At 63.4% G+C, this 18,187-nt stretch carries 19 protein-coding genes; 1 reads left to right on the forward strand and 18 read right to left on the reverse strand.

Annotated elements, in window-relative coordinates:
* Positions 1-4: 4 nt before the first annotated feature.
* The 12 genes from ACSQ1X_RS13255 to ACSQ1X_RS13310 all read right to left on the reverse strand — a co-directional run bounded on the left by ACSQ1X_RS13255 (position 5) and on the right by ACSQ1X_RS13310 (position 9,655).
* Positions 5-436: a DUF2550 domain-containing protein gene (locus ACSQ1X_RS13255; protein ID WP_028270090.1), complete on the reverse strand. Its 432-nt coding sequence runs from the start codon at positions 434-436 to the stop codon at positions 5-7.
* 10 nt (positions 437-446) lie between these two features.
* On the reverse strand, positions 447-731 hold the full coding sequence (locus ACSQ1X_RS13260; RefSeq protein WP_011692445.1) for a F0F1 ATP synthase subunit epsilon: 285 nt from the start codon (positions 729-731) through the stop codon (positions 447-449).
* A 1-nt stretch (position 732) separates the two neighbouring features.
* Positions 733-2,187, reverse strand: a complete 1,455-nt coding sequence (gene atpD / locus ACSQ1X_RS13265) for a F0F1 ATP synthase subunit beta (protein WP_011692446.1) — start codon at positions 2,185-2,187, stop codon at positions 733-735.
* Positions 2,188-2,269: 82 nt separating this feature from the next.
* Positions 2,270-3,163 (reverse strand): F0F1 ATP synthase subunit gamma, encoded by an 894-nt coding sequence (locus ACSQ1X_RS13270; RefSeq protein ID WP_028270091.1) that lies wholly within the window; start codon positions 3,161-3,163, stop codon positions 2,270-2,272.
* A 76-nt stretch (positions 3,164-3,239) separates the two neighbouring features.
* Positions 3,240-4,877: a F0F1 ATP synthase subunit alpha gene (atpA, locus tag ACSQ1X_RS13275; protein ID WP_055797222.1), complete on the reverse strand. Its 1,638-nt coding sequence runs from the start codon at positions 4,875-4,877 to the stop codon at positions 3,240-3,242.
* A gap of 82 nt (positions 4,878-4,959) precedes the next feature.
* Positions 4,960-5,787, reverse strand: coding sequence for a F0F1 ATP synthase subunit delta (locus ACSQ1X_RS13280; protein ID WP_055796227.1), 828 nt, complete (start codon positions 5,785-5,787; stop codon positions 4,960-4,962).
* Entirely contained in the window at positions 5,787-6,335 is a 549-nt protein-coding gene (locus ACSQ1X_RS13285) for a F0F1 ATP synthase subunit B (RefSeq protein ID WP_436057992.1), read from the reverse strand. Before ACSQ1X_RS13285 ends, ACSQ1X_RS13280 begins: the two co-directional genes overlap by 1 nt.
* A gap of 53 nt (positions 6,336-6,388) precedes the next feature.
* The gene (atpE, locus tag ACSQ1X_RS13290) at positions 6,389-6,607 is read right to left on the reverse strand and encodes an ATP synthase F0 subunit C (protein WP_011692451.1); all 219 of its coding nucleotides are present in this window, start codon (positions 6,605-6,607) and stop codon (positions 6,389-6,391) included.
* 80 nt (positions 6,608-6,687) lie between these two features.
* Positions 6,688-7,488, reverse strand: a complete 801-nt coding sequence (gene atpB / locus ACSQ1X_RS13295; protein ID WP_028270094.1) for a F0F1 ATP synthase subunit A — start codon at positions 7,486-7,488, stop codon at positions 6,688-6,690.
* Between the two features lie 91 nt (positions 7,489-7,579).
* Positions 7,580-7,879, reverse strand: a complete 300-nt coding sequence (locus tag ACSQ1X_RS13300; RefSeq protein WP_082506659.1) for a hypothetical protein — start codon at positions 7,877-7,879, stop codon at positions 7,580-7,582.
* 16 nt (positions 7,880-7,895) lie between these two features.
* Complete coding sequence (locus ACSQ1X_RS13305) at positions 7,896-8,387, reverse strand: hypothetical protein (protein ID WP_436057993.1); 492 nt, start codon at positions 8,385-8,387, stop codon at positions 7,896-7,898.
* A 107-nt stretch (positions 8,388-8,494) separates the two neighbouring features.
* Positions 8,495-9,655 (reverse strand): MraY family glycosyltransferase, encoded by a 1,161-nt coding sequence (locus ACSQ1X_RS13310; protein ID WP_436057994.1) that lies wholly within the window; start codon positions 9,653-9,655, stop codon positions 8,495-8,497.
* A gap of 296 nt (positions 9,656-9,951) precedes the next feature.
* Here ACSQ1X_RS13310 and ACSQ1X_RS13315 point away from each other — a divergent pair, with 296 nt between their 5' ends.
* Entirely contained in the window at positions 9,952-10,848 is an 897-nt protein-coding gene (locus tag ACSQ1X_RS13315) for a glycosyltransferase (protein ID WP_055796235.1), read from the forward strand.
* A gap of 18 nt (positions 10,849-10,866) precedes the next feature.
* On the opposite strand, the gene ACSQ1X_RS13320 is transcribed toward ACSQ1X_RS13315, so the two are convergent.
* The 6 genes from ACSQ1X_RS13320 to thrB all read right to left on the reverse strand — a co-directional run bounded on the left by ACSQ1X_RS13320 (position 10,867) and on the right by thrB (position 18,187).
* Positions 10,867-11,625: a WecB/TagA/CpsF family glycosyltransferase gene (locus ACSQ1X_RS13320; RefSeq protein ID WP_436057995.1), complete on the reverse strand. Its 759-nt coding sequence runs from the start codon at positions 11,623-11,625 to the stop codon at positions 10,867-10,869.
* Entirely contained in the window at positions 11,622-12,434 is an 813-nt protein-coding gene (locus ACSQ1X_RS13325) for an L-threonylcarbamoyladenylate synthase (RefSeq protein ID WP_436057996.1), read from the reverse strand. Before ACSQ1X_RS13325 ends, ACSQ1X_RS13320 begins: the two co-directional genes overlap by 4 nt.
* A 36-nt stretch (positions 12,435-12,470) precedes the next feature.
* Positions 12,471-13,355 (reverse strand): peptide chain release factor N(5)-glutamine methyltransferase, encoded by an 885-nt coding sequence (gene prmC, locus ACSQ1X_RS13330; protein WP_436057997.1) that lies wholly within the window; start codon positions 13,353-13,355, stop codon positions 12,471-12,473.
* 18 nt (positions 13,356-13,373) lie between these two features.
* A complete protein-coding gene (gene prfA, locus ACSQ1X_RS13335) occupies positions 13,374-14,447 on the reverse strand; it encodes a peptide chain release factor 1 (protein ID WP_055796247.1) in 1,074 nt (357 codons plus the stop codon).
* A 257-nt stretch (positions 14,448-14,704) separates the two neighbouring features.
* Complete coding sequence (gene rho, locus ACSQ1X_RS13340) at positions 14,705-16,876, reverse strand: transcription termination factor Rho (RefSeq protein ID WP_436057998.1); 2,172 nt, start codon at positions 16,874-16,876, stop codon at positions 14,705-14,707.
* A gap of 324 nt (positions 16,877-17,200) precedes the next feature.
* Positions 17,201-18,187: a homoserine kinase gene (gene thrB, locus ACSQ1X_RS13345; RefSeq protein ID WP_436057999.1), complete on the reverse strand. Its 987-nt coding sequence runs from the start codon at positions 18,185-18,187 to the stop codon at positions 17,201-17,203.

Here is an 18,187-nt window from a genome sequence, read left to right on the forward strand (position 1 = left end):
GGCGTTAACGCCAGGTGCCCACACCGATGACCGGCCCGGCTTCAAGCCACGAGGACAGTCCTGTGTAGGCATCGAACTTCATGGCGAGCAGGACTTCCTGGCCTTCGTAGTGGAGTTCCACGATGACGGAGTCGGGCTGAACCTTCACGAGTTCCGCCTCGGTGGGCTGGCGGCGGCCCACCAGTTCCAGCGAGCTGCGCCGGAAAGTGTATTTGGGTCGGACACTGAGCGAGAGCAGCTTGAACCACTCAAGGTCGTTGTCCTGATAACGACAAACCCCCATCTGCCAGCTTTTTCCAGCCGTGCAAATGGAGGCGTCCACTGTGCCCAGGGCACGCCGCAGGTTAAAGCGGCGTACCCCGGACAGGCACAGTGCAAAAATCAGCAACGCAAAGACTGTTGCCAACGCGATGAACGGAAAACCAGGATCGTTCATCAAGGTCGTGCTAGCGGATCCCCGCGGTAGCCGCTTCACCCATTTGGGCGTTATCAGCAACTATGACCACCCTGTTGTTGTCGACGGAGAAGAATCCGCCGTCGACAACCACAGCAATGCGCTCACCGGAAACAGGCTCAATGGCCAGTTCACCTTCGGCCAGAATCGCCAGCAGGGGCGAGTGGCCGGGCAGGATTCCGATTTCACCATCGCTGGTGCGGGCCTTGACCATCTTGGCCGCTCCGGACCACACGAAGTGATCCGCTGCGACAATCTCAACCTCAAGCTCAGCCATATTACTTGGTCTGTTCCTGGATCTTGGCCCACTGGCGCTCAACGTCGTCCAGGCCACCGACGTTGAAGAACGCCTGCTCTGCAACGTGGTCAAGCTCGCCGTCGCAGATGGCGGTGAAGCCTTCAACCGTGTCCTTGATGGAAACGGTGGAGCCTTCGACGCCGGTGAACTGCTTGGCGGTGTAGGTGTTCTGGGAGAGGAACTGCTGGATGCGGCGTGCACGCGACACGACGATCTTGTCCTCTTCCGACAGTTCGTCAACACCGAGGATGGCGATGATGTCCTGGAGTTCCTTGTTCTTCTGCAGGATCTGCTTCACACGGACAGCCGTGTTGTAGTGGTCCTTGCCGATGTACTGGGGGTCCAGGATACGGGAAGTCGACGTCAGCGGATCCACGGCCGGGTACAGACCACGCGAAGCGATTTCACGGGAAAGTTCCGTGGTCGCGTCGAGGTGTGCGAACGTGGTGGCCGGTGCCGGGTCGGTGTAGTCATCCGCGGGAACGTAGATGGCCTGCATCGAGGTGATGGAGTGGCCCTTGGTGGACGTGATGCGCTCCTGGAGGAGACCCATCTCGTCAGCAAGGTTCGGCTGGTAACCCACGGCGGACGGCATGCGGCCGAGAAGGGTGGAAACCTCGGAACCTGCCTGCGTGAAGCGGAAGATGTTGTCGATGAAGAGCAGCACGTCCTGGTTCTGCACATCGCGGAAGTACTCCGCCATGGTCAGTGCGGACAGCGCAACGCGCAGACGCGTTCCCGGCGGCTCATCCATCTGGCCGAATACAAGGGCGGTGTCCTTGAGGACGCCTGCCTCTTCCATTTCAACCCAGAGGTCGTTGCCTTCACGGGTACGCTCGCCGACGCCGGCGAACACCGAGGTGCCACCGAAGTTGCGGGCAACACGGGTGATCATTTCCTGGATCAGCACGGTCTTGCCGACACCGGCACCACCGAAGAGGCCGATCTTTCCACCCTTGATGTACGGGGTGAGGAGGTCGATGACCTTGATGCCGGTTTCCAGCATCTCGGTGGAGCCCTCGAGGGTCGCGAAGGCGGGAGCCTTGCGGTGGATGGCCCAGTGGTCCGAAGCCTGGATCTCCGACTCGTCAACGTCAAGCGGCTTGCCGAGGACGTTGAAGATGTGACCCTTGACGCCGTCGCCGACAGGCACGGTGATGGGCGAGCCGGTATCCACAACGTTGGTACCGCGGACGAGTCCGTCAGTAGCCTGCAGGGAGATGGCGCGAATGAGGTTGTCACCCAGGTGGAGGGCAACCTCGAACGTGATGGTCTTGGTCTCACCGTTGAGAGTAATCTCCGTGGTGAGTGCGTTGTAAATCGAGGGGATTGCGTCAGCCGGGAATTCGACGTCGACAACCGGGCCAATAACACGTGCAATACGGCCGGTAGCACCGGACGTTGCGGCTACGTGTTCGGTAGCGGTGGCAGTCATCTCTCTCACTTCACTCAGTAGATGGCGTGGGGGTTAAGTCTATCTTTTGGTGCAGGTACAGCTGGATCCGGAACCGTGCTGGCTAGGACGCACTCAAGGCGTCGGCACCGGCCACGATTTCGGAAAGCTCCTGCGTAATTTCAGCCTGGCGGGCAGTGTTGCGCAGACGCGTGTACTTCTTGATGAGGTCCGTGGCGTTGTCACCGGCAGACTTCATCGCCCGCTGACGGGCTGCAAGCTCGGAAGCTGCTGCCTGCAACATGGCGGCGAAGATACGTGATTCGATGTAGCGCGGCAGCAGTGCATCTAGCACCTGCTCCGTTTCCGGCTCGAACTCGTAGAGCGGCAGGAGGTCCGATTCGGACTGTGCCTGCTCTTCGACGACCTCGAGGGGAAGCAGTCGGATGACCGTAGGTTCCTGCGTCACCATGGACTTGAAGCGTGTGTAGACGACGTGGATCTCGTCCACGCCATCCTCTTCGTACGCGGTGGCAAAATCCTCCAGCAGCGCTGCGCCGATTTCCTGCGCGGTCGCAAACTCCGGTGAATCCGTGTTGCCGGTCCATACCCGTGCGTAAGGACGGTTGCGGAAGTCGAAGTACGCCTGGGCCTTGCGGCCGACAACGTACGTCTTGACTTCCTTACCTTCCTCATGAAGCAGCTCGGTGAGGCCTTCCGCCTGCTTGAGCACACTTGCCGAGTAGGAACCTGCAAGGCCACGGTCCGAGGTGATGACCAGGACGGCGGCACGGCGGATCTGCTCGGGCTCGGTGACCAGCGGGTGGTCGATTTCACTCTGGCTAGCGACAGCAGAAACGGCGCGCGTAATCGCGTTTGCGTAAGGCAGTGAAGCCGCTACGCGTGCGCGGGCCTTGCCGATGCGCGAGGTAGCGATCAGTTCCATCGCCTTGAAGATCTTGCGCATCGACGTCGTCGAGCTGATCTTCTGGCGGTAGACCCGAATCTGGGCTCCCATACTTATCCTTTCCTAAGATCCCGGTGGCCGGGACTGCCGGAACCCGTCGGGGTCCCGGCAGTCCCTGCCAGCGAAACTAGCGCTTCTGCTTGACGATTTTTTCCTGGTCGACCTGCGCCTCGTCGATGGGGGCGTGCTCCTCGTGCCCTGCACCAACCAGGAGGCTGTCGCCCTCGCCGAAGAAGCCCTTCTTGAAGGCCACGATCGAGGTCTTCAGTGCTTCTGCGGTGTCATCGTCCATGACGTTGGTCTGTGCCAGCGTCGTCAGGATGGAGGACTTGTGCTTCAGGTGCTCCAGGAACTCGGTCTCGAAGCGGTTGATGTCCTCAACCGGAACGTCGTCCAGGTAGCCGTTGGTACCGGCCCAGATGGACACAACCTGGTTCTCGACCGGGAACGGCGAGTACTGGCCCTGCTTGAGCAGTTCCATCAGGCGTGCGCCACGGGTCAGCTGCTGGCGCGATGCGGCGTCGAGGTCCGACGCGAACATTGCGAATGCCTGCATGTCGCGGTACTGGGCCAATTCCAGCTTCAAGGTACCGGAGACCTTCTTCATGGACTTGACCTGCGCTGCGCCACCCACGCGGGAAACGGAGACACCCACGTCGACGGCGGGACGCTGGTTGGCGTTGAAGAGGTCCGACTGCAGGAAGATCTGGCCATCGGTAATGGAGATCACGTTGGTCGGGATGTAGGCGGAGACGTCGTTTGCCTTGGTCTCGATGAGCGGCAGGCCGGTCATCGAGCCGGCGCCCAGCTCGTCGGAGAGCTTGGCACAACGCTCCAGGAGGCGGGAGTGCAAGTAGAAGACGTCGCCCGGGTAGGCTTCGCGTCCCGGCGGGCGGCGGAGCAGCAGCGACACTGCACGGTAGGCCTCGGCCTGCTTGGAAAGGTCATCGAACACGATGAGGACGTGCTTGCCGCCGTACATCCAGTGCTGGCCGATGGCCGAACCGGCGTAAGGAGCCAGGTACTTGAAGCCTGCGGGGTCGGACGCGGGGGAAGCCACAATGGTGGTGTATTCCAGTGCGCCGTTGTCCTCGAGCGTCTGGCGAACAGCCGCGATGGTGGACGCCTTCTGGCCGATGGCCACGTAGATGCAGCGCACCTGCTTGGTGACATCTCCGGAAGCCCAGTTGGCCTTCTGGTTGATGATCGTGTCGATGGCGATTGCCGACTTGCCGGTCTGGCGGTCACCAATGATCAGCTGACGCTGGCCGCGGCCGATCGGGATCATGGCGTCGATAGCCTTCAGACCGGTCTGCATCGGCTCGTGCACCGACTTGCGCTGGGTCACGCCGGGCGCCTGGAGTTCCAGAGCACGGGTGGTTTCAGCCTTGATTTCGCCGAGGTCGTCGATCGGCTGGCCCAGCGGGTCAACCACGCGGCCGAGGAAGGCATCGCCAACCGGCACGGACAGAACCTGTCCCGTGCGGTGGACTTCCTGGCCTTCTTCGATTCCGGTGAAGTCACCGAGGATAATGACACCGATTTCGCGGACGTCGAGGTTCTGGGCCAGGCCCAGCGTGCCGTCTTCGAAACGAAGCAACTCGTTCGCCATGACCGAGGGAAGGCCCTCAACACGGGCGATGCCGTCACCTGCGGTGGTCACACGGCCGACCTCTACGCGCTCTGCGTTTCCGGGTTCGTAGGACGCCGCGAACTCGTTCAACGCAATACGGACGTCGTCGGCGTTGATGGTCAATTCGGCCATCTGCAGTCCCTGCTCTCCTGTTTTCGTGATCATCGTTGTCACGATGACCGGGGTTTCTATCAGTTAAGTTGTGCTTGTCCGGTTAGCCGGCAAGCTGACGCTGGAGCTGGCCCAGGCGGTTCAGTACAGAAGCGTCTACCACTTCATCACCGACCTGGATCCGGATACCACCAATCAGTGCCGGGTCAACGTTCATGTTGATCTTGAGCTCGCGCCCGTACAGCGCATTCAGCGCTGCCTGAAGCCGGCTGGTCTGCGTCTCCGTCAGCGGACGGGTGACGCTGACCGTTGCGATCCAACGCTGCTGGCGCTTGGCTGCAAGCTCTGCGAAACGGCGCACAAGGTTGGTCACCTTGAGGCCGCGCGGCTGCGAAACTGCCTGTCCGATAAGGACTTTCGCTTCCTCGCTTGCGTGGGGAACGAGCTTCTCGGCGAGGGCAATCTTGGCAGCCGGGCTCGCCTGCGGCTCGGACAGAGCACGCTGTACCTCGTGGCTGGAACCGACGGCCTGGTTGAAGGAGAACAGATCGTTCTCCAGCGTTTCCAGTCCGTTGATCCCTGAGGCAGAGACGGCCGACTTGTTCTCAGCAACGGCAATTACCACCGAAGCGGCAAGAGTCTCGAGTGCATCGCCGATATCCCGAGCCGACGCCCAGCGTGAACTGGCCAGTCCGCTCGCGATTTCCGCAGCATCAGTGGAGACTTTTCCACCGAAGAGCTGCTTGACCAGTGCCGACTTTTCGTCACCGCTGCGGGACGGGTCAGTCAGGGCACGGCGCAAGCCAGCCGAGCTGTCCACCGTTCCCAGGATTCCGAAGAGTTCCTTTGCCAACTGCAGCGAAGCGAAGGGAAGCTTGGCTTCCAATGCCACCAGCGCCGCGGTCAGCGATTCGCTCGATACACCTGCCATTACTTAGCTGCACCTGCGTTCTGGTTCTCCAGATCTGCCAGGAAACGGTCAACCACGCGGGCTGCACGTGCATCATCGCTCAGTGACTCGCCGACAATGCGGCTTGCCAGCGTGGTGGCCAGCGTGCCGACTTCGGCGCGCAGCGACACAACGGCCGACTGACGCTCGGATTCGATCTGAGCGTGGGCGTGCGCGGTGATGCGGGCAGACTCTGCAGCTGCCTTTTCCTTCAGGTCCGCGAGGATCTGGGCGCCTTCGGCACGGGCTTCCTCGCGGATGCGGTTGGCTTCTGCACGGGCGTCGGTGAGCTGCTGCTTGTACTCTTCGAGTGCAGCAGAAGCCTCTGCCTGGGCCTTTTCAGCCTTGGCGATGCCACCTTCAATAGCCTCGGCACGCTCCGCGAACGTCTTCTCGAACATCGGGACAACGAACTTGACCACGATGTAAAAGAGGACAGCAAAGCCGGCCAGGACTACGCCCATTTCCCAAGGGTTGGGAACGAGCGGATTAGTGCCTTCGGTGGCGGCTGAGATGATCGTCTGATTCATATTTCACCCGTCCTTATCTACTCGGTTTCTGGATGTTCGCTAAGTTCTAACGCTTAGGAGAGAACGAAAGCGAAGACCAGGCCGAGGATGGCGAGTGCTTCAGTCAGCGCAAGGCCGAGGAATGCGATCGGCTGCAGGACGCGCTGGGCTTCCGGCTGACGTGCCACACCATTGATGTAAGCCGCGAACACGAGACCCACACCGATACCACCGCCGATAGCGGAGAGGCCGTAGCCGATGAGGTTGAGGGAGCCGTTGATGGAGCCTTCCATTTTTCTTCCTTTCAAGATGCCACCCGTGTGGCAGGTTGTTTGGGTTGCTTCATCCCCGCGAAGGGGAAGTATGTGGGTGCCTAGTGGCTGTCCGCGTGCAGAGCGCCTTCAATGTAGATGGCAGTCAGCAGCGTGAAAACGTAAGCCTGCAGCGCCATGATCAGCGCTTCCAGCATGTACATGGCGATGGCGCCGACGAGAACCAGTACCGAGGTGCCCTTCAGGAGGATGTTCTCCTGCATGACCAGGTACTCGATGCCGGATCCGGCAATCATCACAATCAAGTGTCCGGCCAGCATGGTGGCAAACAGACGGAGGCTGTGGGTGACAGGGCGGACCAGGAAGTTGGAAATGATCTCGATCGGGATAACGATCGGGAGGATGTACACCGGCACGCCCGAGGGAACGGTGGCCAGCTTGAAGTACTTGAGACCGTTCTTCTTGACGCCGATGCCGATCCAGGTCAGGTAGACGATGGCTGCCAGCACATAGGCGCCGCCGACGTGCGAGAAGCTCGGAAGCTGGATCAGCGGGATGGCGCCGTAGATGTTGTTCACCAGGATGAAGAAGAAGAGGCTGAACAACAGCGGGACGTACTTAATAAAGTCCTTGCCGCCAATGATGTCCTTGGCGATGCTGTTGCGGACGAAGCCGTAGGCAGCTTCACCTGCAAACTGCAGTTTGCCGGGAACAAGCTGCTGCTTCCGCGCAGCTAGCAGAAAGAATGTAGCGATAATGACGACCGACAGGATAACCAGCAGCATCTGCTTGGAGAATCCGTCTGCCGCACCCCACGGCAGGATTGCCGGCAGGTGCATTTCTTCAATTCCAGGAGGGTTGAACTCTCCTGAATCTTGGGCCGGGAGCGCAAGCGCGATCAACGCGTTTCCTCTCTGCAGTGTCCATCATTGGGCGTTGGTGAGGGTCCGGCGATCTTCATGTCCGCCCTTCCCCTTGTGAAATTGTTAGGCATTACTGTTCCTCGTCCTTGGACGGGCCGCTGGCTGCACTGTCTTCACCAGGTGACGTTCTGTTACTGGTGAGTCCGTGCATATGAGAAAGATAGAACCCTCCCGCAGCTCCAAGCAGAGCGCCTAGGAGCACAATCCAGCGGGTTCCCCACAGATAATCCAGACCCCACCCTATCAAACTCCAGACGATGATTCCGCCAATTATGTAGCTAAAGACGGCGATGCCGGCGTTGTATCCGCCGTCCCCGCCGTCGGAAGATACGCCTACGGAACCGTGGGTGGATTTGGGGATTTCCCGCATGTTTTTTCGCTTCGAATTACGGCTGTTCATCGTTGCCGTCCTTCACGGGTTCGGGGTCGTTATAGATACGGAGGCGGGCCTTGCTGAATCCGTAGATCTCAGCCGCCTGCCAGAACACGACGGCGGTGACGGCGCCGATCAGGAACCAGCGGGCGTGGAGCCATTCAGGTGCTCCGATAACGAAAAGCACCACGGCGAATCCCACAACTTTGACGAAGTAGGTGACTACAAAGACCCCGATGGCGCCGGAGGGATTGTTCCGTCCGACAAAATGGCCCACAAGGAGGCTAATTCCGAAGAACGCCATAACAAGGAGGCCGCCGAAAGTGCTTGAGAGCGCTCCCCCGCCGCCGTTGAGGATCGCGGCCGGTATTCCGGCGAGCACGAGGCCGGCCAGGGCCGCACCTGCGCTCAGCTTCAGGAGCCCCAGCCACAGTGACTTTGTGGGGCCGGAGACACCAACGGGTCCGTTACCGGATCTGTGTCCGGGTTCGGCGTTGGAGGTCATCAGATCCCAATCGTCGTGTACTGCGGGCTGGCAAAGGAGGGTGCGGCGAAGAGCTGCACTGAAATTCTACATGAGATAGAAATTATTCGGAAAAGGGTGTCCAAGGCTCACTCCTGCCCTGCCGCTTCCGCCTCGGCCTCGTACTCCGCTTCCGACCGCGGCCCCGGTCCGGGTGCCTTGTCGCGAAGGTACGGCCATGCCGTGACCACGGCCATAACGGCGGCCGCTGCGACGTCCGCAGCCAGCACAAGCTGCCACGGGAAGATGGCGAAGGCCAGGCCCCCGAAGGCCAGCACACAGGTCCAGGCGTACATCAGGATGACGGAGGCGCGGTGGGAGTAGCCAATGTCCATCAGCTTGTGGTGCAGGTGTCCGCGGTCCGCGGACCAGGGCGAACGCCCCAGCGCCGTGCGCCGCACGACCGCCAGGCAGAGGTCCAGCAACGGGAGGAACAGCACCGCGAAGGGCAGGAGGATGGGGATGATCGTCGGTATACCGTTGGCCCGGTCGTAGAGGCCGGAGGTGATCTGGCCCGTTGAGACAATGCCGGCAGAGGCCAGGAGGAGTCCGATCAGCATGGCGCCGGAGTCCCCCATGAAGATCTTCGAAGGAAACCAGTTGTGCGGCAGGAAGCCGGCGCAGCTTCCCACCACCACCGCGGTGAGCAGCGTCGCGAGATCCGAATAGTCGAGCAGGACTGCCGACCGGTGCACCCAGTAGGCAGTCAGGAAGAACGCCACGCCGCCGATGATGGCCACGCCGGCGGCGAGCCCGTCCAGCCCGTCGATGAAGTTGAAGGCGTTCATGGTGGTGACGATCAGCCCGGCGGTGAGGACGATGCGGACGACCTCATTCTCAAGCAGGATCGGCTCGGGTATCAGCGGCAGGATGCTCATCCTTACGCCCCAGATGGCCACCACCATGGCCGCAGCGCTCTGGCCGATCAGTTTCACCCACCACCGCAGGTCCAGGAGGTCATCGGCGAGACCCACGATGACGATCAGCGTGGCGCCGGCGAGGACCCCCCAGGGCGAGGCGTTGCCGCGGAAGATGTCCTTGACGAAGAAAGACTGGCTCGCAACGATCAGGGCCACCAGGAATCCCGCGTAAATACCCAGGCCTCCCAGCCTGGAGACTTTGTGGGAGTGGGTGTCGCGGCTGCGGATCGGCGAGAAAAGCTCAAGCCTGTTGCCGATCAGCCGTGCACCCCAGGTGGCGGCGAAGGATACGCCTGCGGCCGTCAGCATCATCAGCAGGTACATGATCATGGGGAAGCCACCTTCCCCGCACTGCTGACGGAACCAACCCTCGACAGTGTGTATCCCTGCTGCCCGGTCAGTGCCCGGCGGCAGGGATAGCTAGGGTTCGATTGCTGTGGAACTGACTTTCGATAAATGAAACTTCTCCGTCGCCGTGCGCGCGGCAGGCAGTGCTTGGTGCCTGACAGGGCTGTATTACAGTGGACTCTAGTCAAGATACTAATGCCAACGGCTGGCTGGCTTCGCGTCACACGGCCCATTGCCGGCGGGAAATCCACCGGCGGCCGTGTTGAAAGGAACCAGCGATGTCCCCCTCGGTTGCAGTTGCCGCCGTGACGTTTGACCGTCCCCGCGAGCTCGCCGTCCTGCTGAATGCCATCAACCGGCAGAGCTCTCCGGTCCATTCCATTTGCCTCGTGGACAGCGGCACCGTGCCCGCCAAAGAGGTGGCGGACCAGCACGCAAACGTGGACTACGTCCGGTCCGAAGCGAACCTTGGCGGCGCCGGCGGATTCTCCCTGGCCATCCTGAAGGCGGTTGCCAGCGGCGCTGACTGGATCTGGATGATGGACGACGACGCCGAGCCCGGGGACCCGGAATGCCTCGCCACGCTGCTCCGGGAAGCCGAAGCGCGCGGCCTGGATGCCGTGGTCCCGCTGGTTGCCGCGCCGGGCCACCCGGACCGGTTGTCCTTTTTCTTCCGCCTCGACGGCAAAGTAACGCACGACCGTGCGGAAGTGGAGAAGCTCGGTTTCCTGCCCGACGACGGCCACTTCTTTAACGGAGCGCTGATCCGTTCGGACGTCTTCTTCAAAGTGGGCCTGCCCGACATGCGGCTTTTCATCCGCGGCGACGAGGTGGACTTCACTATCAGGCTCCGGAAGGCGGGCATCCGCTTTGGCACGGTGACCACCACCGCCATCACGCATCCGCACGCTTTTGCCGAGACACAGCACGTTTTCGGCGCCAGGTGGCACGTGATTGTTCCCGAGACGGCGTTCAAGCGCTACTACTACTACCGAAACCGCGGCTACCTGATCCGCCGCCACTTCCGGGCGAAGTCGCTGGTGGCGGACGTTGGCGGCTATCTCGGCTACTTCCTGCGACGCGGCGACTTCCGCGGCCTGGCGGATTGGTTCCGGGCGTTTTCCACCGGTCTCCGCGGCAAGGGCTTCGGTCCCCTGAAGGACCAGAAGTTCTAGCCTGGAGGACGGCTGGTCCTAGCCGTCCTGCCTGAGTCGTCTCCGGACCAGGAGGGCCAGCAGCACCCACGGCTCACCGAAGACGCGATAGGCCACCCTGCGCGGATGCAGCATGAGCCGCCAGGCCCATTCCAGGCCCAGCCGTCCCAGCCAGCGCGGAGCAAGCTTCTGGATTCCGGCGATCTGTTCGATGGCACCGCCCACCGCGCAATACACGGCAGGGGGAAGGGAGTCCAGCCTCCGGCGGAGGACCATTTCCTGCAGTGGCATGCCGAGTCCCAGCAGCACCAGCTGCGGACGCAGCTCCTGCAGCCAGGCGACAGCTTCATCTTCAAGGGCGCCGTTCCAGCCTTCGCCCGGCATGCCGGCCACTTTCGCACCCGGCACGATCCCGGCCAGCCGCGTCACAGCCTTGGCGTTGGCTTCCGCTCCGGCGCCGAGCACGGCAATTCGCTCAAGGCCTTCCACATTGCCGAGGGCTGGGATCCAGTCGGTGGAACCCAGGCGGTAGTCCATGACGGGCCCGTCCGCGTCCCCCGATCGTCCCCACAGCCACAGCACCGGGGCGCCGTCGAGCAGCACAACATCGCTGTTTTCGTAAAGGGCCCGGAATTCCGGATCGGAGTGGAAGAGCGTCACACTGTGCAGGTTGTGGCCTACCACCGTGCGGGTGCTGCCTTCGGCGACAAAGCGGTTGAGGGTGGCTGTCATCCCCTGAACTGTCAGTGGCGTCGCGTCGACACCGAGGACAGGGATGTGCTGCCGGGTGAGAATCATTCGACGCCGGGTCCCGTCACGGATCCGTCGCCGGCTGCCGGCCCGGCCGGCCGGGCGTCAGCGGCCGGGACTTCGGCTGGCCGGGCGTCAGCAGCCGGCACGTCGGCAGTTTGGGCGTCAGCAGCCGGCACGTCGGCGGCATTGCCGTCAATGTCCAGGAGTCCGGGAACAACCTCGCGCAGTTTTTCGAGGGCGAGGGCACCCTGGCGCACCACCCTGAGGGGCAGTGCAGTCGCGTCGACAATGGTTGAGGGCAGGGCATCCATGTCCGTGCCGCCCTCCGGACGCAGTCCCCCTTCGAGGTAGACCTCAACGGATTCGGCGAGCTGGGTCAAGGCCTCGGCGGCCGTCCGGGCTGCCGGCTGGCCGGTGCGGTTTGCTGACGACACAGCGAGGGGTCCGGTCAGTGTCAACAGGTCCTGGGCGACGTCGTCGGCCGGCATCCGCAACGCGACGGTGCCCTTTGTCTCGCCCAGGTCCCAGTCGAGCGACGGCTGCGCATGGAAGATCATGGTGAGGCCGCCCGGCCAGAAGGCCTCGGCAAGCTTGCGTGCCTCTGGCGGGACGTCGGTTGCCAGCCCGTCCAGGGCGTTGAGCCGCGGAATAAGGACCGGCGGAGGCATCTTCCGGCTGCGTCCCTTGGACGCCAGCAGCATATTGACAGCCTGGAGTGAGAACGCGTCAGCACCGATCCCGTACACCGTGTCGGTCGGGAACACCACGCATTTGTGTTGGCGGATGGCCCGCTGGGCATTCTCCAGCCCTTCAGCCCGCTGGTCAGCTGCCGTGCAGTCGTAGGTTGTGGTCACTGGCCTATTCTTTCATCACTTCAGGGGCTGATCGGTTTAAGGGTCCGACGGTGCGGCAAGGACTGCACTCGTGGCGCGCTCCTTGCCGTTGAGGTCCAGGTGCGTCTTCACGTCGGACCAGAGGCCCGAGGTCTTCAACATGGCTGCGATCCATGTTGCCTGGACTTCGGCGTGTTCCATAACGAAGTAGCCGCCGGAAACCAGCAGCCGGGCGGCTGACGCCGCTGCCGCCGTCGGAAGTTCCATGCCGTCCGCTCCCCCGCCGTACAGCGCTTCGGGCGGATCGTGCAAGGCCACTTCAGGTTCGTTGGGAATCGCCTCAGCGGGAATGTACGGCGGATTTGAAACCACGACGTCGAACGTGCCGTTGAGTTCCGGCAGTGCGTCGCGGAGGTCTCCGCGGAGCAGGGTGACGCCGAGCGGCCGAAGGTTGCGTTCAGCCCAGGCATGGGCAAATTCGCTGAACTCCACGGCGTAGACGTCCGCGCCGGGGACTTCGAGGGCGATGGAGCCGGCGATGGCTCCCGAGCCCGTGCCCAGGTCCACCACCTTGGCACGGCGCGTGCCTTGGGCCGGATCCTTGAGCCGGTCGATGACCAGCTGGACCACGGACTCGGTCTCCGGCCGGGGAATGAAGACTCCGGGCCCCACGGCCAGCTGCAGGTAGCGGAAATGGGCCACACCGGTAATGTGCTGCAGCGGCACCCGCTGTGCGCGCTCGGCCACCAGTTCGGCATAGCCGTCCGGCTCCGGAGACGAATCCGCCAGGAGCATGGCCCGCAGCCTGCCCAGGCCGACGCCCAGGAGGTGGTCCGCCAGCAGCTCCGCATCCACGCGCGGGCTGGGAACCCCGGCGTCGCGAAGGATGGCGGTCGCCTCGCGGACGGCTTCCGCCAGGCTCAGCCCTGTTCCGAGTGTCATCGTGCGTGCCGCCGAAGCCTATTCGCCGATGGCGTCCAGGCGGGCCTGTTCGTCCATCTCGATGGCCGACTGGATCACGGGCTCCAGGTCGCCGTTCATTACCTGGTCCAGGTTGTAGGCCTTGTACCCGGTGCGGTGGTCCGCGATGCGGTTTTCCGGGTAGTTGTAGGTGCGGATGCGCTCGGAACGGTCCATGGTGCGGATCTGGGACTTGCGCTGGGCCGAGTTCTCGGCGTCGATCTGCTCCTGCTGGTGCGCCAGGATGCGGGCCCGAAGCACGCGCATGCCGGCTTCACGGTTTTGCAGCTGGGACTTCTCGTTCTGCATGGCCACCACGATCCCGGTGGGAAGGTGGGTGATGCGGACCGCGGAGTCGGTGGTGTTGACCGACTGGCCGCCCGGCCCTGAGGACCGGTAGACGTCGATCTTGAGGTCATTCTGGTTGATCTCGAGCTCTTCGGGCTCGTCCACTTCGGGAAGCACCAGCACGCCGGCGGCCGAGGTGTGGATCCGGCCCTGGGATTCCGTCACGGGGACACGCTGCACACGGTGCACGCCGCCTTCGAACTTAAGCCGCGCGTAAACGCCCTCGGCGGGATCGTTCGAGCTGCCCTTGACGGCCATCTGGACGTCCTTGTAGCCGCCCAGGTCCGATTCGGTGGCCGAAATGAGTTCGGTCTTCCAGCCGCGTGATTCCGCGTAGCGGGTGTACATGCGCAGCAGGTCCGCAGCGAACAGCGCGGCCTCGTCGCCGCCTTCGCCGCCCTTGACCTCGAGAATCACGTTGCGGGCATCGTCCGGGTCCCGCGGGATCAGGAGCCGGCGCAATTTGGCGGCCGCCGTCTCCAGCGAAGCCTCCAGCTCGGGCACCTCCGCGGCAAACTCGGGGTCCTCGTCCGCCATTTCCTTGGCAGCCGCGAGGTCATCACGGATGGCCTCCCAGCGGTGGTAGGCCTCAACAATGCCATTCAACTGAGCAGACCGCCGCCCCAGCTTCCGGGCAAGCCGCTGGTCAGCATAAACAGCGGGATCCCCCAGCTGTGCCTGGATGGCATCATGCTCATCAAGCAGGCCCTGTACGGACTCAAACATTTTCAAAACCTCTTTCGACTCTTACAAGTCTAATGACTGCCATGCGGAGACTGACCGCACGTCCGGGCGCTAGCCCGCATCTGGTGAGATAACTGCATGGCGTTCGGATTTTGCCGCCCCGGGAGTGGCATCGGGCCTGCCGGAGCTGGGCGGCGAACGATCGAAGATCGAAGCCGCCCAGCGTAGGGGCGGGGGCGGCAAAATCCGAACGACAAAGGCGGGGCCGGCAAAATGCGTCGGCCCCGCCCCTGGTGAAACTATTTGTCGTTATCCGACTTCGCACCAAGCGTCGTCTTCTGAACCTGCATGAGGAACTCGACGTTGCTCTGGGTCTCCCGGATCTTGTTGGTCAGCAGCTCAAGGCTCTGCTGCGTTTCGAGTCCGGAAAGGACACGGCGCAGCTTCCACATGATCTTGACTTCCTCGGGGGAAAGCAGGTTTTCTTCGCGGCGGGTGCCGGACGCGTTGACGTCCACTGCCGGGAAGATGCGCTTGTCCGCGAGCTGGCGGGACAGGCGCAGTTCCATGTTGCCGGTGCCCTTGAACTCTTCGAAGATGACCTCGTCCATCTTGGAACCGGTCTCAACGAGCGCGGTGGCCAGGATGGTGAGTGAGCCGCCGTTTTCGATGTTGCGTGCTGCACCGAAGAAGCGCTTCGGCGGGTACAGCGCTGCGGAATCGACGCCACCGGACAGGATACGGCCGGAAGCCGGTGCTGCCAGGTTGTAGGCACGGCCCAGGCGGGTCATGGAGTCGAGGAGCACCACAACGTCCATGCCCATTTCCACGAGGCGCTTGGCGCGTTCGATGGAGAGCTCGGCCACGGTGGTGTGGTCGTCGGCGGGACGGTCGAAGGTGGAGGCAATGACCTCGCCCTTCACGGTGCGCTGCATGTCCGTGACTTCTTCGGGACGTTCGTCAACGAGCACCATCATGAGGTGGACCTCAGGATTGTTGGTGGTGATGGCGTTGGCAATGGACTGCAGGATAAGCGTCTTGCCGGCCTTCGGCGGCGAAACGATCAGGCCGCGCTGGCCCTTGCCGATCGGGGCAACCAGGTCGATGACGCGGGGGCCGATCTTCTTGGGGTCCGTCTCGAGGCGCAGGCGCTCCGAGGGATACAGCGGGACGAGCTTCGCGAATTCGACCCGGTCCTTGAGTTCCTCGGGGGTCTTGCCGTTGACGGAGGTGACGCGGACCAGGGCGTTGAACTTCTGGCGGGCGGACTGCTGGCTGCGGTCTTCGCCTTCACGGGGTGCGCGGATGGCGCCGACCACGGCGTCGCCCTTGCGCAGGTTGTACTTCTTGACCTGGGCGAGGGACACGTAGACGTCGTTCGGACCCGGCAGGTAGCCGGAGGTGCGGATGAACGCGTAGTTCTCCAGCACGTCCAGGATGCCGGCGACGGGCAGCAGGACATCGTCCTCGGTGACCTCGACGTCGTCGACGTCCGGACCCTGGGCGCGTCCACGACGGCGATCGTTACGGTCGCGGAAGCGGTCGTTGCGGGAGTTATCCCGGTTGTCCCGGCTGTTGTCCTGGCCGCCCGTCCTGTCGTTGCGGTCACGGCGGTTGCGGCGGTTACGGCGGCTTCCGCCGTCCGCATCGTCGCTTTCGCGGGTGTCGTCCCGACGGGTTGTTTCACGCGTACCGGCGGTTTCGCCGCCGTCGCGGCCGCCACGGGTGCGGGTTGTCTGGCGCTCGTTGCGCTGACCGGCTTCGGCTGCTTCGCCGGCCTGGTCTGCGCCGCGCTGTTCACGCTGCTCACCGCCACGCTGTTCCGTGCGCTGCTCGGAAACACGCTGTTCGGAGACGCGCTGTTCAGAAACACGCTGCTCGGCCGGCGCCTGCGCCGGGGCCTCACCCTCGGCGGCGGGGGCCGTCGCCTGGGCGGCTGCTTCACCGCGGCGGCGGTTGCGGGTGCGGGGCTGGCGGCGCTCCGCAGCTTCCGGTGCAGCACCTTCGGACACGGCGGCCTGAGCGGCTTCAGGAGCCGCGGGCGCTTCGCTGGGTGCGGCTTCCGGGGCGGGTGCCTCGGTGGCGGGAGCGGTGACAACGCCGTCGCTGCCGGCACGGCGGCTGCGACCACGGCGGGCACGGGTGCCTTCCGCGGCGGGAGCCTCTGCAGCTTCAGCAGCAGGGGCGGCAGCTGCCGGCGCGGTTGCCCGTGCCGAGATGTTTTCGCCGGTCTTATCAGCGCCCTTGGCCGGAGCCTTGGTGGCTGAAGTGCCTGCGCGGTGGGCGGAAATGGCGGTCACCAGATCGCCCTTGCGCATGCGGGATCCGCCGGAGATACCGAGCTGGCTGGCGAGAGCCTGCAGCTGGGCGAGCTTAAGGCCGGCAAGGCCGCTGCTCTTGGCGGGTGCTGCCGACAAGTCGGTAGCAGAAGATATGTCCACAGCTGGAGACAGCTCAGTGGTTTCGGTCACGAAGGATCCTTCCCCCTCGACGGCGTCCAGACTGGGAGCTGGACGCGATGATTTGATCTGGGCTGCAGTTCAGATCTGCAGCCGGATTTCGGCCTTGCCGGATGGAATTCGGCCAGCAGGGCCGGATACTGATACGCCTCGAACATTCCAGGAAGAGAACGGAATGGCGGACTGACGGTTCAGGGGTGCAGAGCGATTCTGCAGATTCCTGCGACAGACCAAAGCAGGCGGCACCGGAGACTATTGCGCAGTTGAAGTTCAGAGCAGCAAACGATTAGACAGGCGCCATGGCCAACATCGGGTTCGTTTTGACTGCCTGCGGGATTACCGCCGGTGCACTCCCACTTTAGCACCTTCAACGTCCACCGCCAGCTTCATCACACGCCATCCGACATCCGGCGTGTTGGCCCGGGTGTAGGCCTCGATGAAACCCACCACTGCGGCTGCCTCTTCTTCCCCGTTGGCGAGCACCAGGACAGTTGGCCCGGCGCCGGATACAACGGCAGCGTGTCCTGCATAGCGCAGCGCACGGATCAGGTCCGCGCTGGGGCGCATGGCCTCCGCGCGGTAGCTCTGGTGGAGGTAGTCCTCCGTGCCGGCGAGCAGGAATTCCGGCTTGCTGGTGAGGGCATGGATGAGCAGCGCGGCCCGGCCGGAGTTCATGGCGGCAGCATGATGGCCCACCGATGCCGGCAGGAGTGCGCGTGCCGCTTCGGTGGACAGCTCATAGTCAGGTACGGCGACGACTGGAATCACCGAATCCGTCACCGTGGCGCAGGTGCTGCTGTACTGGTCACTGTCCTGCCATGACAGCGCCAGACCGCCGAATATGGCCGGTGCCACGTTGTCAGGATGGCCTTCCATTTCGCTGGTCAGCTGCAGGATCCAGTCCTTGCCGCGGCGGGACGGCTCCGGCACGAGCGCATTCGCGGCCGTAACCGCGGCCACCACGGCCGAGGCCGAAGAACCCAGGCCGCGTCCGTGGGGGTTGACGTTGTCGGCCGTGATCTTCAGGCCCTGGTGCCGGAAGCCCAGCCGGTGCAGGGCCTCGGTGATGGCCTTGACCACCAGGTGGCTCGCGTCGCGCGGAAGCGTCTCCGCACCCTCGCCGCTCAGTTCGAACTCGAGCTCGCCGCTGCCCAGGGTTTCAACGGTCAGCGTGTCGTGCAGCGAGAGTGCGAGTCCCAGGCTGTCATAGCCGGGGCCGAGGTTGGCGCTGGTGGCAGGCACGCGGACGGTCACCAGCTGCCCGGTCGGGACCGCCGGCGCGCCGGCAGCTGACTCGGCCGGGACGGTGAGGGTGGTTTCCAA

The sequence above is a fragment of the Arthrobacter sp. LjRoot78 genome (assembly GCF_964254335.1).
Taxonomy (GTDB): Bacteria; Actinomycetota; Actinomycetes; order Actinomycetales; family Micrococcaceae; genus Arthrobacter.